This is a genomic window from Clostridium sp. ZBS15 (assembly GCF_023845705.1).
GTDB lineage: Bacteria > Bacillota > Clostridia > Clostridiales > Clostridiaceae > Clostridium > Clostridium aquiflavi.
In genome coordinates this window covers 1-20,200 of record NZ_JAMQHY010000008.1, presented here as the reverse complement: position 1 = coordinate 20,200, position 20,200 = coordinate 1, and the positions used below count along the sequence as shown (strand labels likewise).

Annotated in this window: 13 protein-coding genes and 20 tRNA genes; 31 read left to right on the top strand and 2 right to left on the bottom strand. The window is 28.6% G+C overall.

What is annotated here, in order from left to right; translation table 11 throughout:
* Window positions 1-194: 194 nt before the first annotated feature.
* The 6 genes from NG904_RS03515 (at window position 195) to gatB (ending at window position 9,209) form a co-directional block, all read left to right on the top strand.
* Complete coding sequence (locus tag NG904_RS03515) at window positions 195-3,521, top strand: UvrD-helicase domain-containing protein (RefSeq protein ID WP_252229794.1); 3,327 nt, start codon at window positions 195-197, stop codon at window positions 3,519-3,521.
* Between the two features lie 93 nt (window positions 3,522-3,614).
* Window positions 3,615-5,618 (top strand): NAD-dependent DNA ligase LigA, encoded by a 2,004-nt coding sequence (gene ligA, locus NG904_RS03510; RefSeq protein ID WP_252229895.1) that lies wholly within the window; start codon window positions 3,615-3,617, stop codon window positions 5,616-5,618.
* On the top strand, window positions 5,618-5,890 hold the full coding sequence (locus tag NG904_RS03505) for a hypothetical protein (protein WP_252215314.1): 273 nt from the start codon (window positions 5,618-5,620) through the stop codon (window positions 5,888-5,890). The genes ligA and NG904_RS03505 overlap by 1 nt, the downstream gene beginning before the upstream one ends.
* Before the next feature lie 98 nt (window positions 5,891-5,988).
* Window positions 5,989-6,282, top strand: a complete 294-nt coding sequence (gatC, locus tag NG904_RS03500; protein WP_252229792.1) for an Asp-tRNA(Asn)/Glu-tRNA(Gln) amidotransferase subunit GatC — start codon at window positions 5,989-5,991, stop codon at window positions 6,280-6,282.
* A gap of 18 nt (window positions 6,283-6,300) precedes the next feature.
* A complete protein-coding gene (gatA, locus tag NG904_RS03495) occupies window positions 6,301-7,758 on the top strand; it encodes an Asp-tRNA(Asn)/Glu-tRNA(Gln) amidotransferase subunit GatA (RefSeq protein ID WP_252215320.1) in 1,458 nt (485 codons plus the stop codon).
* 20 nt (window positions 7,759-7,778) lie between these two features.
* Window positions 7,779-9,209 (top strand): Asp-tRNA(Asn)/Glu-tRNA(Gln) amidotransferase subunit GatB, encoded by a 1,431-nt coding sequence (gatB, locus tag NG904_RS03490; protein ID WP_252215323.1) that lies wholly within the window; start codon window positions 7,779-7,781, stop codon window positions 9,207-9,209.
* Between the two features lie 60 nt (window positions 9,210-9,269).
* On the opposite strand, the gene NG904_RS03485 is transcribed toward gatB, so the two are convergent.
* Window positions 9,270-9,569 carry a hypothetical protein gene (locus NG904_RS03485; protein WP_252215326.1) on the bottom strand — a complete coding sequence of 100 codons (300 nt, stop codon included), beginning with the start codon at window positions 9,567-9,569 and terminating at the stop codon, window positions 9,270-9,272.
* Window positions 9,570-9,829: 260 nt separating this feature from the next.
* Between NG904_RS03485 and NG904_RS03480 the strand changes: the two genes are divergently transcribed.
* Entirely contained in the window at window positions 9,830-11,311 is a 1,482-nt protein-coding gene (locus NG904_RS03480) for an ABC transporter substrate-binding protein (protein WP_252229790.1), read from the top strand.
* A gap of 72 nt (window positions 11,312-11,383) precedes the next feature.
* Here the strand turns inward: NG904_RS03480 and NG904_RS03475 are convergent, their stop codons facing one another.
* Window positions 11,384-13,045 (bottom strand): hypothetical protein, encoded by a 1,662-nt coding sequence (locus NG904_RS03475; RefSeq protein ID WP_252229788.1) that lies wholly within the window; start codon window positions 13,043-13,045, stop codon window positions 11,384-11,386.
* A gap of 226 nt (window positions 13,046-13,271) precedes the next feature.
* Between NG904_RS03475 and rph the strand changes: the two genes are divergently transcribed.
* The 24 genes from rph to NG904_RS03355 all read left to right on the top strand — a co-directional run bounded on the left by rph (window position 13,272) and on the right by NG904_RS03355 (window position 19,879).
* Window positions 13,272-14,021, top strand: a complete 750-nt coding sequence (rph, locus tag NG904_RS03470; protein ID WP_252215335.1) for a ribonuclease PH — start codon at window positions 13,272-13,274, stop codon at window positions 14,019-14,021.
* Between the two features lie 3 nt (window positions 14,022-14,024).
* Complete coding sequence (locus tag NG904_RS03465) at window positions 14,025-14,642, top strand: XTP/dITP diphosphatase (protein ID WP_252229786.1); 618 nt, start codon at window positions 14,025-14,027, stop codon at window positions 14,640-14,642.
* Between the two features lie 11 nt (window positions 14,643-14,653).
* Window positions 14,654-15,133: a YfcE family phosphodiesterase gene (locus NG904_RS03460; RefSeq protein WP_252229784.1), complete on the top strand. Its 480-nt coding sequence runs from the start codon at window positions 14,654-14,656 to the stop codon at window positions 15,131-15,133.
* A 129-nt stretch (window positions 15,134-15,262) separates the two neighbouring features.
* Window positions 15,263-15,338 (top strand) — tRNA-Pro (locus NG904_RS03455).
* Between the two features lie 17 nt (window positions 15,339-15,355).
* Window positions 15,356-15,429 (top strand) — tRNA-Gly (locus NG904_RS03450).
* A 232-nt stretch (window positions 15,430-15,661) separates the two neighbouring features.
* Window positions 15,662-15,738, top strand: a tRNA-Arg gene (locus NG904_RS03445).
* A 6-nt stretch (window positions 15,739-15,744) separates the two neighbouring features.
* Window positions 15,745-15,820: transfer RNA gene (locus NG904_RS03440), tRNA-Pro, on the top strand.
* 23 nt (window positions 15,821-15,843) lie between these two features.
* Window positions 15,844-15,917: transfer RNA gene (locus NG904_RS03435), tRNA-Gly, on the top strand.
* Between the two features lie 14 nt (window positions 15,918-15,931).
* Window positions 15,932-16,008, top strand: a tRNA-Arg gene (locus NG904_RS03430).
* Between the two features lie 5 nt (window positions 16,009-16,013).
* Window positions 16,014-16,089: transfer RNA gene (locus NG904_RS03425), tRNA-His, on the top strand.
* A 3-nt stretch (window positions 16,090-16,092) separates the two neighbouring features.
* A tRNA-Gln gene (locus NG904_RS03420) sits at window positions 16,093-16,167 on the top strand.
* A 159-nt stretch (window positions 16,168-16,326) separates the two neighbouring features.
* Window positions 16,327-16,402, top strand: a tRNA-Lys gene (locus NG904_RS03415).
* A gap of 7 nt (window positions 16,403-16,409) precedes the next feature.
* Window positions 16,410-16,494, top strand: a tRNA-Leu gene (locus NG904_RS03410).
* A 5-nt stretch (window positions 16,495-16,499) separates the two neighbouring features.
* Window positions 16,500-16,574, top strand: a tRNA-Gly gene (locus NG904_RS03405).
* A gap of 14 nt (window positions 16,575-16,588) precedes the next feature.
* Window positions 16,589-16,662 (top strand) — tRNA-Gly (locus NG904_RS03400).
* Between the two features lie 11 nt (window positions 16,663-16,673).
* Window positions 16,674-16,749, top strand: a tRNA-Lys gene (locus NG904_RS03395).
* 8 nt (window positions 16,750-16,757) lie between these two features.
* A tRNA-His gene (locus tag NG904_RS03390) sits at window positions 16,758-16,833 on the top strand.
* A 5-nt stretch (window positions 16,834-16,838) separates the two neighbouring features.
* Window positions 16,839-16,913: transfer RNA gene (locus tag NG904_RS03385), tRNA-Gln, on the top strand.
* Between the two features lie 161 nt (window positions 16,914-17,074).
* A tRNA-Lys gene (locus tag NG904_RS03380) sits at window positions 17,075-17,150 on the top strand.
* 6 nt (window positions 17,151-17,156) lie between these two features.
* Window positions 17,157-17,241 (top strand) — tRNA-Leu (locus NG904_RS03375).
* A 5-nt stretch (window positions 17,242-17,246) separates the two neighbouring features.
* Window positions 17,247-17,321 (top strand) — tRNA-Gly (locus NG904_RS03370).
* Window positions 17,322-17,335: 14 nt separating this feature from the next.
* Window positions 17,336-17,409, top strand: a tRNA-Gly gene (locus tag NG904_RS03365).
* A 136-nt stretch (window positions 17,410-17,545) separates the two neighbouring features.
* Window positions 17,546-17,622, top strand: a tRNA-Arg gene (locus tag NG904_RS03360).
* 214 nt (window positions 17,623-17,836) lie between these two features.
* The gene (locus NG904_RS03355; RefSeq protein WP_252229782.1) at window positions 17,837-19,879 is read left to right on the top strand and encodes a M13 family metallopeptidase; all 2,043 of its coding nucleotides are present in this window, start codon (window positions 17,837-17,839) and stop codon (window positions 19,877-19,879) included.
* The last annotated feature ends 321 nt before the right edge of the window (window positions 19,880-20,200 follow it).

The window sequence follows — 20,200 nt, the reverse complement described above, 5'->3', positions numbered from 1 at the left end:
ATGACTTAATTCCTTCACTTTTATTTGTTTTTATATTTTAAAATAGGAGATAATAAAGAAGTATATAATTTTAAAGGAAATAATTAAATATAATTAATGTATATAAAGATTAAATTAACATATAAAGAGAAATATTATTAATACTTTCACTATGTTATAATATTTAGAGATTAAGAAAGGAGCAGATTAACTAAATGGAGTTAAAATCATTGCTTAATAAAGAACAATATGAAGGTGCAATTACCATAGATGGCCAATTGTTAATATTAGCTGGAGCTGGATCAGGAAAGACGAGAGTATTAACTTATAGAATGGCACATATGATAGAAAATATGGGCATAGCACCATATAATATATTAGCTATTACATTTACAAATAAGGCAGCAAAGGAAATGAAAGATAGAGTTATATCACTAATTGGTAGTAAAGCTGAAAATATGTGGATATCTACATTTCATTCAACTTGCGTTAGAATTTTAAGACGAGAAATAGATAAGATTGGTTACAATAGTAACTTTACAATATACGATACATCTGATCAAAAAGTATTAATAAAAGAATGCATGAAGCTTTTAAATATTAATGATAAAGATATATCTGATCAAGAGATACTAAGTAAAATTGGAAAAGCAAAAGATACTATGCAAACTGCTCAAAGTTTTATGAGACAAAATGAATCTAACTTTAGAGAAAAGAAAATTGCGGAAGCATATGAGATGTATCAAAGAAGACTAAAGGAAAATAATGCATTAGACTTTGATGACTTAATATTTAAAGCTGTTGAGCTTTTTAAATCTAATCCTGAAGTACTAGAATTTTATCAAAATAAATTTAAGTATATAATGGTAGACGAATATCAAGATACTAATGGTGCTCAATATGAATTAATTAAATTATTAGCATCAAAATATAAGAATATATGCGTTGTTGGTGATGATGATCAATGTTTAGTTGAAGGAACTTTAATATCTACCGAGGATAAAAAAGTTGAAATAGAAAAATTAACTTGCGAAGATAAAGTTAAAGTTGCATGTGGTAATGGAGGAATAGGATTATTATCAGTAAGTGACATAAGTAAAAAGAAGTATTGTGGAGAAGTTATAAAAATTACTACAAAGAGTAATAAGGTAATAAAAGCTACACCTAACCATATTTCATTTGGAAAAGTACTATTAGAAGAAGAGAATTACTATGTTTATTTAATGTATAAAAACGGTTTTGGATATAGAATAGGTCAAACATCTTCTGTAAGATCTAGAGATGAAAGAGAAGCTAGTGGTTTAGCAGTTAGATTAAATGGAGAGCAAGCAGATAAAATATGGATAATAAAAGTTTGTAACTCAAAAGGTGATGCAACTTATTATGAACAATATTATTCTGTAAAATATGGAATACCAACTATTGTATTTAATTCACGAGGAAGAAATATAACAGTATCACAAGAACAAATAGAAAATATGTTTAATGACATTGATACAGTAAGTGCTGCTGAAAAACTAATGGATGATGAACATTTATATAAGGAATATCCACATCATTTAAGCAATGCAGTAATAAGAGGAAATTCAGTAAGAAAAAGAGTTAATGTGACTTTTTTTGGAGGAAAAAAATCGTTACAAAGAGGATTATATTCTCACAGAATAGGACTTAATTCCTCTGGTGATGAAACAAAGAATAAATTTATAGAAGCGGGTTTCAATGTTAAAAATGGTGAAAGAAATACATATAGAGTTGAGACTGAAAGAGCTTTATATGATGAAGCAGAAGAATTTGCAAGAAGTTTAAGTGAAGTTGAAGAAAATTTTGATATATTAAAAAAAGCTAAATTAACTGGAGAAAAAAGTTTTCTATTTATGCCACTTGGAAGTTTTAGAGAAGGTATGGCAATTGCAATAGAAAGTGATGGAGTAATAAAAGAAGATATCATAGTATCTGTTGAAAGCGAAGAATATGATGGATTTGTATATGATTTAAATATTGATAATGCTAGAAATTATATAGCAAATGATGTTGTAGTGCATAATTGTATCTATCAATGGAGAGGCGCAGATATTCAAAATATATTGGATTTTGAAAAAGATTATCCTAATGCTAAAGTAATTAAATTAGAACAAAATTATAGGTCTAAGAGTAATATATTAGATGCAGCAAATGTAGTAATTGTGAATAATGCAAATAGAAAAAGTAAAGTACTTAGAACAGAACAAGAAGCTGGAGATAAAATAAAGATATATAGGGCATTTTCGGATGGTGATGAAGGAGATTTTGTTAGTAAGCAAATTACAGAGATTAAATCTAAGGAAAATAAAGAGTATAAAGATTTTGCTATACTATACAGAACTAATGCTCAGTCACGTATATTTGAAGAAAGTTTAAGAAGAAGAGGAATCCCATATAAGATAATAGGGGGAACGAGATTCTACGATAGAAAAGAAATAAAGGATATTTTAGCATACCTTAAGGCTATAGTTAATCCAAGAGATGATGTTAGTTTAAAGAGAATAATAAATGTTCCTAAAAGAAGTATAGGTGATGCTACAGTATCAAAAATTCAAGAATTTGCAAATAGTTTCGAATTAGATATGTGGGATGCTTTAATGGAAGTTAGAACAATACCAACATTAACACCTAGAAATGCTAATAATATAGAAGTTTTTACAAATTTAATGGAAGAATTTATGTCACTGAGTGAAACAGCACCTATATCTGTATTAATTGAGTCAATACTTAAAGATACAGGATATTTAAAACAACTAGAGTCAACTAAAGAAATAGAAGATAAAAGTAGAATTGAGAATTTAAAAGAGCTTGTTTCAGATGCAGTTGATTTTGAAAAGAATAATGAAGATAAATCATTAGCTGCATATTTAGAAAAAGTATCATTAGTTCAAGACACAGATAAGATTGAAGAACAAGAGGATACAATAGTATTAATGACAGTTCATAGTGCAAAGGGTCTTGAATTTCCAGTTGTATTTATGGTTGGAATGGAAAATGGTATTTTCCCGGGAAATATGTCGTTTGAAAAAGAATCTGAGATGGAAGAATCAAGAAGGTTATGTTATGTAGGGATAACAAGAGCAAAAGAAACATTATTTATGACATCAGCTGAAGTTAGAAGAGTATTTGGTAGAACAGTAGCATATTCTCAGTCTGATTTTATTAATGAAATAAAACCAGAACTTAAGGAATATGTAAGTGGAAATAGAATAGGATCTGGAAATACCTCTAATGTTAAGGCTCAAAAAAACAATTCATATAATAATCCTCATAGTTTAAGAAGCACTATAATAAGAGATGTTTGCAAATCTACTGATACAATTAATAACAAAAATAGTGATTCAGAATATTTAAATGCTAACGAAATTACATTAGGTAGAAAAGTACAACATGAAAAATTTGGAGTTGGTACAATAGTTAGTGTTCAGAATTCTGGAGATGATAAAAAGTTAACTATTGCATTTGATAAACAAGGAGTTAAAAATTTAATGTTATCATTTGCTAAGTTAAAAGGAATTTAAAGTTAGATTAGCTTCATATAGAGTTTTAAATTTTATATGAAGTTGATATATATATATTAATTATAAAATTTCTTAATTTAGGAGATGGAGATAATAGTGGATAAAATAGAGAGAATAAAAGAACTTGTTGAAAATTTAAATAGGAATTCATATGATTATTATGTACTTGATAATCCATCTGTAAGTGATAAGGATTATGATAAACAATATGACGAACTTAGGGCGTTAGAGCAAGAAACAGACTTTGTACTACCATATTCACCTACATTAAGAATTGGTGATGTTGTTTTAGAAGGTTTTAATAAATATACACATAAAGGAAAGCTTTGGAGTTTAGATAAAGCTCAAAGCTTAGATGAAATAAAAGATTGGCATAATAGAAATGTGAAATTTGTTAATGAAATGAGAGCTAAAGGTGAGGACTTACCAGATTTAAAATATATAGCTACTAAAAAGTTTGATGGCTTAACAGTTAACTTAACTTATAATAAGGAAGGTTTGCTTGAAGTAAGTGCTACAAGAGGTAATGGTGAAATAGGAGAAAATGTAACATCTCAAGTAAAAACTATTAAATCTATACCACTAAAGCTTCAAGAAAATGATGATTTATTTGAAGTACATGGTGAAGCTATTATGACACAAGAAGCTTTTGAAAGATATAATGATAGTGCAAATGTTCCATTAAAAAACTTGAGAAATGGTGCGGCTGGAGCATTAAGAAATCTTAATGTAAAAGAAACTGCTAGAAGAGATTTGTCAGCATTTTTCTATGATGTTGGATATAAAGAAGGATATCAATTTAAAACTTATTTAGAAATGATGGAATTTATTAAAGAAAAAGGATTGCCTATTGATGATTATTTAAAAGTATGTACATCTATTGATGATATAAAGAAAGAAATAGAGTATATAGAAAAAATAAGATTTGATTTAAATTATGATATTGATGGTTTAGTATTAGCTATAGACGATATTAGAACAAGAGAATTATTAGGGTATACAGTTAAATTCCCTAAATGGGCCATAGCTTATAAATTTGAAGCTCAAGAAGCTACAACAAAACTTTTGGATGTTGAATGGAATGTTGGAAGAAGTGGAAGAATAGGTCCAACAGCAATATTAGATCCAGTAGAATTAGCAGGAGTAACTGTTAAAAGAGCAACTCTCAATAATATGGATGATATAAAAAGAAAAGGTGTAAGAATTGGAGCGGATGTATTTGTTAGAAGATCTAATGATGTTATACCAGAAATTATGGGAACAGTAGAGAATACATTAGAAAAATCTGAGGAAATAGTACCGCCAACTGAATGTCCAGCATGTGGTAGTCATGTAGTTTTAAATGGAGCGCATTATTTCTGTGAAAATACACTTTCTTGTAAACCACAATTGGTTAAAACTATAGTTCATTATGCTTCAAGAGATGCTATGAATATAGCAGGATTTTCAGAAAAAACAGCAGAACAATTATTTGAAAAATTAAATATTAAATCTATTTCAGATTTATATAAATTAAAAAAAGAAGATTTAATAGGCTTAGAAAAGTTTGGAGAAAAGAAAGCGGAAAACTTATTAAATGCAATTGAAAAAAGCAAAGACTGTAAGTTATATTCATTTATATATGCTTTAGGTATTCCTAATGTAGGAGTAAAAACAGCTAAGGATATTGTAAATAAATTTAAATCAATTGATGGATTGAAAAATGCTATGTTTGAAGACTTAGTATCAGTGCAAGATGTTGGTGATATAGTTGCACAGGATATAATTGAATTCTTTAAAGAAGAAAAAGTAATAAATACTATTGATGAATTATTAAATTTAGGAGTGAATCCTATATTTGATGAAGTTAAAATAGTGGAAAGTATTTTTAAAGATAAAACTGTAGTTGCTACTGGTACATTACAAAATTATTCTAGAACTGAGATAAAAACTAAGCTAGAAGGTTTAGGTGCTAAAGTTTCAGGTAGTGTAAGTAAAAAAACTGATTATGTAATTGCTGGAGAATCAGCAGGATCAAAATTAACTAAAGCAGAAGAATTAGGTGTTAAGGTTATTTCAGAAGAGGAATTTGAAAGAATGTTAGGAAGTGAAAGTTAATGAAGACACTAGTAAATTGGTTAACACTAATATGTGGCTTTATAACTAGTATTTTAATAGTATGCACTTTTTTAACTAGTTATCAATTTTGTTATATAGACCAAATTTTTAATTCATATTTACCTGTTCAACTAGGAATATGTATAACTATGTTAGTACTTACAGTAAGATTTTTACTTAATGAAACTGGAAGAAAAAGAATAGTGTATTCTGCTTTTAGTTTTACAATATCTGTTTCTTTAATATTTTTTATAGTTAATTTAGTAAAATAGAAGATTTTATGATAAAATTTAATGTATTGAATAAGATACTTATAATATATAAGACATTTTAATTTTAAATTGTCTTTACTTTGAAAGGGAGGTTAACTATGTCTGTTACTAAAAAAGATGTTGAATATGTTGCAGAACTTGCAAGATTAAGTTTTAATGAAGATGAAAAAGAAAGCTTAGCATCTGATTTAAATCAAATTTTAAATTATGTTGAAAAGCTTCAAGAGTTAGATACTGAAAAGGAAGATATAATAGTAAACCCTTATTATATTGAAAACAAATTTAGAGAAGATAAAATTACCCCTTCAATTAAATTAGAAGAGGTTTTAGAAAATGCGCCTGAAACATTAGAAGAATATGTTTTAGTTCCAACAATTATAAGAGAACAATAGAAGATTGGAGGGTGAAATATGGATTTTACAAATTATAAAGCTCATGAATTAAAGAACTTAATTTCTAAAAAAGAAGCTTCAGTAGAAGAAGTTACTAAAGCTCATTTAGAAAAAGTAAAAAATATAGATGATAAAGTAAATGCATTTTTATATGTTGCAGAAGAAGAAGCATTAAATGATGCGAAAGTATTGGATGAAAAGTTAAGTAAGGGTGAAGATATTGGAGTACTAGGGGGAGCACCTTTAGGAATTAAAGATAATATAAGCGTTAAGAACATGCAAAATACTTGTGCTTCTAAGATATTAGAAGGATATATATCACCATACGATGCTACAGTTTCTGAAAATGTAAAGTCACAAGGTGGAGTTATATTAGGTAAGTTAAATATGGATGAATTTGCAATGGGTTCATCAACTGAAAATTCTGCTTACAAGATAACTAGAAATCCTTGGGATTTAGATAGAGTACCAGGTGGATCATCAGGTGGTTCCGCTGCTGCTGTTGCTGCAAAAGAAATTCCTTTAGCATTAGGAACTGATACTGGTGGATCAGTAAGACAACCAGCATCTTTTTGTGGAATAGTTGGATTAAAACCTACATATGGAAGAGTTTCAAGAAGTGGAGTTGTAGCTTATGGTTCTACTTTAGATCAAGTTGGTACATTAGGAAGAGATGTTAAAGATTGTGCTTTATTAACTCAAGTAATATCAGGAGTTGATCATAGAGATTTTACTACAGCTAATATAAATGTACCTAATTATGAAGACTCTTTATCAGAAAATATTAAAGGAAAGAAAATAGCATTACCAAAGGAATTTTTCAAAGATGGATTAGATCCTAAGGTTCAAAAAGCTATATATGATGCATTAGAAGTATTCAAAGCTAATGGTGCAGAAATTACAGAAGTATCACTTCCATTAGCAGATTATGCTATATCAGCTTATTATTTATTAGCATGTGCAGAGGCATCATCAAATTTAGCTAGATTTGATGGAGTAAGATATGGACATAGAAGTGAAAGTGTTGAAGATGCAGTTGATGTATACTTTAAATCAAGAAGTGAAGCCTTTGGAAAAGAAGTTAAAAAGAGAATAATGCTTGGTACTTATGCATTATCAGCAGGATATTATGATGCATATTATAAGAAAGCATTAAAAGTTAGAAATCTTATAAAAGGTGAATTTGAAAATATATTCAAAGATTTTGATGCTATAATATCACCAACAGCACCAACTCCAGCTTATAAAATTGGAGAAAAAACAGAAAATGCATTAGAAATGTATTTAGGGGATATTTATACTGTTCCTGTAAATATAGCAGGTATTCCAGCAATATCACTTCCATGTGGAGTTACTGATGGTCTTCCAGTAGGACTTCAAATAATGGGTAATTATTTTAAAGAAGATACATTATTTAACCTTGCATATAGCTATGAGCAATCAACTAAATGGCATGAAATGCATCCAAATCTATAGGGGTAAGGAGTGAAGAAACAATGGAATTTGAATCAGTCATAGGATTAGAAGTTCATGCTGAACTTTTAACTAATACTAAAATATACTGTGGTTGTACAACAGAATTCGGAGGAAAACCTAATACTCATGTTTGTCCTGTATGTTTAGGTCTTCCAGGATCATTACCACAATTAAATAAAAGAGTTTTAGAGCTAGGAATAAAAGCAGGATTAGCTTTAAATTGTGAAATAACTAAAGTTGGGAGAATGGATAGAAAGAATTATTTCTACCCAGATTGTCCTAAGAATTATCAAATAACACAAGATGAATTACCAATATGTAGAAATGGATATATTGATATTGAACTTGAAAGTGGAGAAGTTAAGAGAATCGGAATAGAAAGAATTCATATAGAAGAAGATGCAGGTAAGTTACTACATACTAAAAGAGGTACACTAGTTGATTTTAATAGAGCAGGCGTTCCATTAATAGAAGTAGTATCTAAACCTGATATTAGAACTCCAGAAGAAGCTACACTATATCTTACAAAGCTTAGAAGCATATTAAGTTCTGCTGAAATATCAGATTGTAAGATGGAAGAAGGTTCTTTAAGATGTGATGGAAATATTTCTATTAGAGAAAAGGGAACAGAACCATTTGGTATAAGATCAGAAATTAAGAATATGAATTCATTTAAAGCATTAGAAAAGGCATTAAATTACGAATTTGACAGACAAGTTGAAGCTGTAACTAATGGAGAAGCTTTAAGTGTTGAAACTAGAAGATGGGATGAAACAAACAATAAAACTATAGTTATGAGAAGTAAGGAAGAAGCAAATGACTATAGATACTTCCCAGAAGGAGATCTAGTAACTTTAAATGTTTCTGATGAATGGATTGAAGAAATAAGAGCTACTATTCCAGAACTTCCATATCAAAAGGCAGATAGATTTGTAAAAGAATATGGTTTACCTAAATATGATGCACATGTATTAACGCTTACAGATTCAATGGCAGATTATTTTGATGAATGTGCTAAATTATCTGGAGATCCTAAAGCAGCATCAAATTGGATCATGGGAGATATCTCAAGACTTATGAAAGAAGAAAGTACTTGGGTAGAAGATTTAAAATTCTCTCCTAAAGATTTAGCAGAATTAATAGAAGTAATAAAAGACGGAACTATATCAAGTGCTATAGGTAAAAAAGTACTTGATGATATGTTTGCAGAAGGAAAATCACCAAAGACTATAATTGATGAAAAAGGCTTAAAACAAAACAATGATGAAGATGCTATTCGTCAATTAGTTAATAAAGTTCTTGATGAAAATCCTCAAGTTATTGAACAATACAAGAGTGGAAGAACTAGAATACTTGGATTTGCAGTTGGTCAAGTAATGAAAGAAACTAAAGGTCAAGCAAACCCAGGAATTGTTAACAAATTAGTTACTGAAGAAGTAGAGAAAAGATAGAAAAAACTATTAGAGGTAAAAAACCTACTATGAAATAAGATGTTTCATAGTAGGTTTTTCTTATTTTAATTCTTCGGATTTATCAAAACTAGATATATCATCATAGTCACTGTCTTCAGTAGTTTGATTTAAATCAAAATCATCTGTTGAATAATTTGGATTATCTTTTATGGATTCATTAAAATACATTTTATTAGATAATGCATTAAGCTTTTGACAGATCTTTTCTAATATATAGTTTTGATATCGTAATTGTTTATGTGATTTTATTGCTACTATAAATAACCATATTCCTATAAACATAAAAACGAACATGAATAGTATTGCAACTATTAGAAATGTAGCCGTTAAAAATTTCATTTTAAAAACCTCCAATAAAATATGGTAATATTATACCATAATAGAATATTTATTTTAAATATATATTTATGGTATAGTAGAACAAAAATGATAAAATATGTATTTAAAATATAATGCCCTATTTTAGCATAATATATGATATATGCATAAGTAAAGATGGATAGTGCAATAAAATTAATTATAAATATTAATGATTATAAATTAAATAAAATGTTAATAATTTAATTATGTATATTATAAGAGTAAGGAGGTTATTAACATTGAAAAAATACTTGTTACCTATATCCTTAATTTTTATCATAGGTGCTTTTTTATTAGGATTTATTCAGATTGATAATGTTTCATCAGATAAAAAAGGTGATGATATTATCAATTATGGAGTAGAAGATATACCGGATAATTTAAAGACTGTTACTAACTTATCTAAGCGAAATGAAGATATAATTTGTGCTGTTAGTAAAGGTTTAGTTTCAAAGGATATAGATAATAATATATTGCCCTCTTTAGCTAAAGAAATAATTAAAAGTGAAGATGGAATAGAATATGAATTTAAGATAGATGATAATATATATTGGAGTGATGGAAGCAAAATAACTTCAGGTGATGTAATTGTGTTTTTTAGAGAACTACTAAAAGAGGATGATGAAGAAAATATACATGCATTATTAGATGTTTATGGTGCTAGAGAATTTAAAGATGGGAAAACTACTTTTGAAAAAGGAGTTGCAATAAAATCTAAAGATAACAGTGTCATTATAAGACTTAATGCTAAAAATGATAAATTTTTAAGCGAATTAACTAAGCCACAATATAGATTAAGAAAGTACTTAGTTATGTGGGAAAATATTAAAAAGAATTATAATGAAGTGATTTATAGTGGAGATTATAAAATAACATCATTTATGGATGATAAAATAACATTAGAATCAAATAGCAATGATGGAAATAGAAGAGTTATAAATTTAATAAATGATAGTAATGTAGAATTGTCTATGGCATCATTTGAAATTGGAGAAAGAGATATTGTTATAAATCCACCGCAAAGCCAATTAAATAAGTTAAGTAATGATGGAAGTTTAATAACAATGCCCAAAGATACAGGTGTGTATTTATACATAAATGATAAAAATAATATTTCTTTACAAGGCAGAAGAGAAATATATAAGTATATATCAGAATCTATGGAAGATTATTCTTCTTCAAATGAAAAATCATTTGAGTTGGCTGAAGGTAGTTATTTTAGAGAAAATAAAGAAGACTTAACTAAATTACAAACAAGAAAAGTAATAAGTAACAAGGAAGAGGAGTGGTCTCCCCCAAAAGTACTTACTATATTATGTAGAGATAATAGCATTAACAGAGAGTTATGTAGGGTTATAGAAAAGTGGTTTGATGAAAACACAGATATATCCATAAAGTATAGTTTATTAAAAGAAGATGAATTTAATGATGAGGAATTACAAAAAAGATATGATATGATACTAATTAATAATGAAGCAAATATTTTAGATAAAGATAAATTTTATAAAAAATTTGTTAATTACATGAGTGATAGTGAAAAAGAAACTTTATTATCTAATAATTGCAATGATGATGTATATCTAAATTTAGAGAATAAGATTTTTGAAGAATATAAAATAGTGCCATTGATATTTTATAATGAAAACATAGCGTATTCTAAAAAAATATCAAATATTAAAATGGATGGTAATGGAAATATGGATTTTTCATCTATAAAATAGTTTATTATAGATTAAGGCTATATCACTGGTAATACATCAATGATATAGCCTTATATATTTTACAATACTGTATTAACTTTTTTTATTATTAGATTTGTCTTTAGAAGATTTTTTTGATTTAGCATCTGAATCAGATGTTGTTTTATTTAGATTAGTTGTTAATTTTGGAGAATCAGGAACTTTTAAATTTAAGTTTGTACTAACATCAACATCTTCTATTTCAATATTATTTAGTTCTGAATTATTTAATTCTGATGAATTAATGACTTCATTATTCACTACATCATTAATATCTGTTGTAGTTCTGCAGTCAGTTATATTTGTTTTAATTTTACTAAATCCCATTTCTTTTTCAATATCGTCTTTAAGAAAATATATAAATAGTAGAAAAGAAAACATGTTTTTATTTGAATCAAAAGATACTTTAGGTACTGTAAAACAATCTTTTTTTCTAGAATAACTTAAGTTTTTAACAAATATAGAAGCTAAGCCATTACTTTCTGGAGTAGGTAAGTTAGGCATTCTAAAATAAGTTTCATCTAGCATATCATCAGATTTTAAGCTTAAATTTTTATAGCGTTCTACTTCATCTAAAGTTGGAGCTTCAGGCCAACTTGTTAACAGATTATTATTCACATAAAGTTTTCTATATATGTTAGATATAATAGGTTTTAATTCTGATATTTTATCTTCTTCTTTTGAATAGATCATTAAAGATAACAAATAAAGATTAATTTCTAAGCAAGAATACTTAGTTTCTTTTTTATCTGTAAGTTTAATAAACATATTTTTATCATTATCATATAGACTTAATAATTTATCATTAATTTCTTTACTAGTTTCTTTAAAAGAAATTATATTTGTATGTTTGTAAGATTCCATTAAGCATATAGCTAATAAACAACAATTTTCTAATGAATTTACATAATAGTCCTTTATCATAAACCTATTTATCAAGAAATCACTTAAGTCTAATATTAGATCTTTAGCTGTAGAACTTTCTGAATACTTGTAAAAAATATTTAAGCATAATAAAATATTTAAGTTTTCTTCAAATGATAAGTCGTAAAGAGATTCTTTATAATCTCTTAATACACATAAAATTTCATTAGAAAATCTTTCATAATCATTACTGTCGACATCCGATTTATTATAAAAAGAATATAAGTAATAAGCTGCCATCATAAAAGCTTGGTCAGAGAATTTGAACTTATCATTTTTATCTATTAGATTAAAACCTTTAGAATTTCCATCCGACGTATTTTTTTTATCAACAAAAACTCCCTCATTATTTCGAAGGTTTTTTGAATAGAATTTTAGCTGTTGTTTTGCTATATATTTAAATGGCTTTTCGAAAGATATAATATTTCTATTATCTTTATCGTAATTAGAATAATAATCACTTAACTCTAATAGACACAAGGTCATTAAAGCATTTGTTGAAGGGTTTATTTCCTTTTTAAAAGTGGATTCGTCAAACCCATGTGAAGTTTTATTGTGTATAAACATAGGTGATGATTTCCTATATATACATATTAGTGGAGAAAAGTCATTTAATATGCTAATATCATTTGTAGAAGAAGATTTTTTTGAAACTCTAATAGGAATTAGAAGACCAGATTTTGAATTAAGAACAATAGTTTTTACTGATTCTTTTGATAAATAAAAAAGCTGACTACTAATTTCCTTTTGAGAAAGACTATTCATTCTAAAAAATGGCCCTATATATCTCAATTATATTCACCTCTCTAAAAATTCTCATACTATTAATTAATATGAGTTAAATTCAAAAATAGTGCATAAAATCTAAATAAAAGGTGAAATTTTTTAATAAAGGTATTAAAGAGGTCTTTAAATCAATCTATTATTTATATATGTTAATATTAATAAATTAAGTAAAAATATATACAATATAAAATATAATAAATTTTGAAATATATGTGTTTGGAGTGTGATTTCGTTGAGAATTGATGGAAGAAAAAATGATCAAATAAGACATGTTAAAGTGACAAGACATTATACAAAGTATGCAGAAGGTTCAGTGTATATAGAAGTAGGCGATACAAAAGTTTTATGTAATGTTTCTATTGAAGACAAAGTTCCACCATTTATGAAGGGAACAGGATCAGGATGGATTACAGCAGAATATAATATGCTTCCAAGATCAACAGAAACGAGAAAGATAAGAGATATTGCAAGATTAAAAATAGATGGAAGAACAATGGAGATACAAAGGCTTATAGGAAGAGCATTAAGATCTGTTGTAGATTTAAAAGCTTTAGGAGAAAAGACATTATGGATTGATTGTGATGTTATTCAAGCTGATGGTGGTACGAGAACTACAGCTATCTCAGGAGCATTTATAGCATTAGTTGATGCTGTCAATAAATTGCATAAAATAAAACCTTTTAAGGTATATCCTATTAGAAGTTTTGTTGCAGCAGTAAGTGTTGGTATAGTTAATGATGAGAAAATATTAGATTTATGTTATCAAGAAGATTCAAAAGCAAAAGTAGATATGAATATAATTATGACTGATGAAGGTAGCTTTGTTGAAGTTCAAGGTACTGGAGAAGAGAGTCCATATACTAGAAATGAGTTAAATGAGTTATTGGATTTAGGAGAAAAGGGAATAAAACAAATGATTAATGTTCAAAAAGAATCATTAAAGATGGAATCTCTTTGGATTGGTACTGGAGGAAATAATTAGATTATGAAAAAACTTATTTTAGCTAGTAATAATGTAAAAAAAATAAAAGAAATGAAAGAATTATTAAAGGATCTAAATATTGAAATAAAATCTTTAAATGAAGAAAATATAGATATAGATGTAGAAGAAGATGGTAGTACATTTGAAGAAAATGCAAAGAAAAAGGCTAAAGAAATATATAATTTATTAAAATCAAGATATGAAAAGGACTTTTTAATTTTAAGCGATGATTCTGGATTGCAGGTTGATTACTTAAAGGGTGCACCAGGAATATACTCAGCTAGGTATGCAGGAGAGCATGGTAATGATAAAAAGAATAATGAAAAATTATTATTAGAATTATCAAATGTTCCTACTAATAAAAGGACCGCCAAATTTGTGTGTCAAATAGCTATGTTTGATGAATACGGAAAGTATTATTCAATAACTGGAGATGTAAATGGATATATTTTAGAAAAGCCACAGGGAGATGATGGCTTTGGATATGATCCTTTATTTTTCTATGGTCCATTAAATAAAACTTTTGCAGAGTTAACTCTAGAAGAAAAGAATGATATAAGTCATAGAGGAATAGCTTTAAAAAAATTAAAAGGCACAATATTAAATCTGATAAGCGAATAGGGGAGCAAATCATGTTAATTGCAGTAATAAGTGATACTCATAGAATGAGCAATTATATAAAAATAGCTAGTGAATATATAAAAGATGCTGATATTGCTATACATTTAGGAGATAATGTTGAAGATGCAGAAGAAATATCAAAAGAATTTAATGGTGAGATTTATATTGTAAGTGGAAATTGTGATTATAAAGATAAATATCCTAAAGAAGGAATTATAGAGATAGAGGGTATTAGAATATTTTTTACTCATGGTGATTTATATGGCGTTAAATATGGTTTTAATAATATTTATTATAAATCAAAAGAGCTAAAAGCAGATATAGCTCTTTTTGGACATACACATATTTCAATGATAGAAAAGTATGATGATGTAATATTGATGAATCCAGGTAGTTTATCATTACCAAGAAATAGGGGGAGACATATAGGGTTTATAGAAATAAAAAAAGGACTAGAACCCAGTGTTTATCTAAAAGAAATTAATATATAGAATAAAATGTAAGAGATGATTTTAGGTATAGATATAAAAAAATATAATAATTTTTCAAAAAAAGTATTGACGAATTAATTTGTATATTGTAGAATAGTCATTGTCGTCAGGAGATAACAACAATGACTCCGGGGTGTGGCGCAGATGGGAGCGCGCGTGGTTTGGGACCATGAGGTCGCAGGTTCGATCCCTGTCACCCCGACCAAGTTAAAATGTAATATTGCGGGTGTAGCTCAATGGTAGAGCCCTAGCCTTCCAAGCTAGTTACGTGAGTTCGATTCTCATCACCCGCTCCATTAACATTAATAACTAATAATCCTTGATGAATGTTAAAAGTAATTTAAACATGAGAATGAAAAAGTTACTTGACATAACTTAGAGAATAATTTATAATGATAAAGGTTCTTGGGTTAAAAGCTTAAAGCGATTTTTGAAAATTCAAAAAAGAGTTTTTAAAAAACTTGACAGAATAAACCTTATGAATTAAAATGATAAACGTTGTAACAAGAGATACAAAAAACAAAATATGCGTCTTTAGCTCAGCTGGATAGAGCAACGCCCTTCTAAGGCGTGGGCCAGGGGTTCGAATCCCTTAAGACGCACCATTATCTCGGGGTGTGGCGCAGATGGGAGCGCGCGTGGTTTGGGACCATGAGGTCGCAGGTTCGATCCCTGTCACCCCGACCAATTACAACAAAAAAAATAAATATGCGGGTGTAGCTCAATGGTAGAGCCCTAGCCTTCCAAGCTAGTTACGTGAGTTCGATTCTCATCACCCGCTCCATTAAAACAAAATATGCGTCTTTAGCTCAGCTGGATAGAGCAACGCCCTTCTAAGGCGTGGGCCAGGGGTTCGAATCCCTTAAGACGCACCATTATGGTGGACGTAGTTCAGTTGGTAGAGCGCCAGTTTGTGGCACTGGTTGTCGTGGGTTCGAATCCCATCGTTCACCCCATATTGGGATGTCGCCAAGCGGTAAGGCAATGGACTTTGACTCCATTATGCGTAGGTTCGAATCCTGCCATCCCAGCCAATTACTTTATTTAATAAAGTAAGTAAATTAATTACGAAGCTTAATAAGGTTTACTACAAGGAAACAATGAATTTATGAAATGAGTAGTACTTATGTACAGGAATGAATAAATTTTGTAGTTGACGAAGTAATAAAGATTAATAAGCGAGTAAAAAATGTGGTTCACTAGCTCAGTCGGTAGAGCACATGACTTTTAATCATGGTGTCCCGGGTTCGATTCCCGGGTGAGCCACCAAAAAAATGCAGATGTGGCGGAATTGGCAGACGCACTAGACTTAGGATCTAGCGCTTTACGGCGTGGGGGTTCGACTCCCTTCATCTGCACCAAATAAGCAGAAGTGACTCAATGGTAGAGTGCCACCTTGCCAAGGTGGATGTTGCGGGTTCGAGTCCCGTCTTCTGCTCCAAAAAAACTAAATATGCGGGTGTAGCTCAATGGTAGAGCCCTAGCCTTCCAAGCTAGTTACGTGAGTTCGATTCTCATCACCCGCTCCATTAAAAAATATGCGTTATTAGCTCAGTTGGTAGAGCACCTGACTCTTAATCAGGGTGTCCCGGGTTCGATCCCCTGATAACGCACCAAATAAATGGTGAATGTAGTTCAGTTGGTAGAGCGCCAGTTTGTGGCACTGGTTGTCGTGGGTTCAAGTCCCATCGTTCACCCCATGTAATGGGATGTCGCCAAGCGGTAAGGCAATGGACTTTGACTCCATTATGCGTAGGTTCGAATCCTGCCATCCCAGCCAATTACTTTTACTAAAATTAAGTAAGTAAATTAATTACGAAGCTTAGTAAGGTTTACTACGAGGAAACAATGAATTTATGAAATGAGTAGTACTTATGTACGGGAATGAATAAATTTTGTAGTTGACGAAGTAATAAAGATTAATAAGCGAGTAAAAAATATGGTTCACTAGCTCAGTCGGTAGAGCACATGACTTTTAATCATGGTGTCCCGGGTTCGATTCCCGGGTGAGCCACCAAAAAATGCAGATGTGGCGGAATTGGCAGACGCACTAGACTTAGGATCTAGCGCTTTACGGCGTGGGGGTTCGACTCCCTTCATCTGCACCAAATAAGCAGAAGTGACTCAATGGTAGAGTGCCACCTTGCCAAGGTGGATGTTGCGGGTTCGAGTCCCGTCTTCTGCTCCAAAAAAATTAAATATGCGGGTGTAGCTCAATGGTAGAGCCCTAGCCTTCCAAGCTAGTTACGTGAGTTCGATTCTCATCACCCGCTCCATTAAAACAACTGATGTCAGTTGTTTTTTTATTCTTTGAGAAATTATGTTATTCTTACATTACCTCTTAAAAGGGTACATGGTTAAAAAAATCGACAGCTTCAAAGTAGCCTTAGCGATTTTTTATATTATATTTATACATCTATAGCTCAGCTGGATAGAGCGTTGGACTTCGAATCCAAGCGTCGCAGGTTCGAATCCTGTTAGATGTACCATAAACATAGTGATACCAATAGTTTATAGACAGTATAAACTATTGGTATTTTTTTGTTGTCTTCTTATATTTTTAGTGCAATATTTGAATATTGTTTCATATTAACTAAAACTTTATAGTGTTATATGTATTATTTATTAGTTAATGTTAAATAATATTACAAGTAGATTTTAAATTGCATATAAAAATGTTTATATAAGAGGAGACTATAAATAATGAGAAAGTTATCAAATAAAATACTATATAGATTTTTAGTAATGTTTTTAACTATATTATTATTTTTTAATAATTATTATACCTATGCTTATGCATATAGTATATATAAAGTAAATAGCAAGAGTGAAGTAAGATTAGAAGATGATTTTTATAATTACATAAATGATGATTGGCTAAGTAAAGCCAAATTACCTAAAGGTTATACAACCTATAGTTCTTTTGAAGAAGCAAATATAAAAGTAAAACAAGATTTAAAGAACATTATAAATGATATAAGAAGCAATAAAAATAAGTACCAAGATAGTAGTGAAGAAATAAAGATTCTAAATTTATATGATAATTATTTAGATGAAAATAATAAAAAAACAGAAGGAATAAAAATATTAAGAAATTATATAGAAAATATACATAATATAAAGACACTAGATGATTTTAGAAATTATTTAGCAGATTTAAATGCATTCTCTACGCAATCTATAATTAATATAGGAGTAGGAGCTGATTTGAAAAATAGCACTGTTAATATTCTTTATATAGGTGAAAGTGATCTTGGATTAAACAACTCAGAATATTATATAGAAAGAAATGATTTAAATAAAAAAATAGAAACTGAATATAAGAAATATATATCGAAATTATACAAGTTGATTGGAGAATCTAGAAACAATGCTAATAAGAAAGCAGATAGATTCTATGAAATAGAAAAAAATTTAGCTAAAAATATTCCTACTATAAAACAAAATGCAGAAGATTTAGATACAATAAAGAAATCTTACAATATATATTCAGTAAAAGAATTAGATGAATTAGCATCTAATATTAAATTTAATGAAATATTTAAGAAGTTAAATATAGCTGATCCAAATAAAATAGTTGTAAATAATCCACAGTATATCAAACAATTAAATAAATTGATGATTGAAAATAATATTGAAGATATAAAATTATTTTTAGAAACTAATATACTTATGAAAAGTTCAGATTACTTATCAAAAGATTTCAGAGATGCCAGTGATGGTTTAAGTAAAACAATTTATGGAATAAAGGATAAAATAAGTGATGAAGAAAAAGCAATTAACTTAGTTAATTCAGTTTTAAGTGAGCCCTTAGGAAAAATATATGTAAAAAAACATTTTAGTGAAGATTCAAAGAAAGAGGTAGAAACATTAACTTCTGAAATAATAGATAATTTTAAATATAGAATAAATAATTTAGAGTGGATGAGTGAAATTACAAAAGAAAAAGCAGTAAAAAAACTCAATAATATTAATGTTAAGATAGGATATCCAGATGTGTGGAGAGATTATGCACAATTAACAATAAAAAGTCACAATAATTGTGGATGTTTATTAGAAAACGTATTAAATGTATATAGTTTTCAATTAAAAGAAGAACTATCATTGTTAAATAAAGAAGTAGAAGGTAATTCGTGGGAAATGTCACCTCAAACAGTTAATGCATACTATAATCCAACTAAAAATGAAATAGTATTTCCAGCAGCAATACTTCAGAAGCCATTTTATGATATGAAAAATAATAAAGTAGAAAATTTAGGGGGGATTGGAGCAGTTATTGGTCATGAGTTAACTCATGCATTTGATAATACTGGTTCTAAATTTGATGAATGTGGAAATTTAAATAATTGGTGGACAGATAAAGATTACAAAGAATTTAATATTAGAAGCAAGAAAGTAATGGATTATTACTCACATATCCAAATTAACAGTGGGGAATTTGTTGATGGAAAACTTACATCAGGTGAAAATATAAGCGATTTAGGTGGAGTTGCATGCATAATAGATATAGCTAATAACATTAATAATGTTAATTTAAAGGAGCTATTTAAAAATTACGCAATTATTTGGAGGGGAATTAATACTAAAGAAATGGAATCCTATCTTTTGAAAAATGATGTACATTCCCCTAAAAAGGTAAGAGTTAATATTGTATTAAGTCAATTTGAAGAATTTTATAATGTTTATGGCATAAAACAAGGCGATGATATGTATGTATCTCCAGAAAATAGAATAAAAGTATGGTAGTAAGTTAATAATATGGTAAAAACATAGCCTAGTGTATCCGCATATGGATAATTAAGAAAAATAAAACAAATAATAATAAATTAAAGATATTCTCTAATATCAGATAATTACATATATATTTACATTATCTGATATGATAGAATAAATCTCGTCGCTGAGGTGACAACAAACAACACTCAAAATAATGTTTAAACAAAAACATTAAAAAAAGTGTTGACACAAATTGAGATAAATGATAATATTAAGAAGTCGCTTAAGTGCGACAGATTAAAACAAAAGTTGACAATAAAGTCAACAAAAAGAAAATTTGGTCTTTGAAAA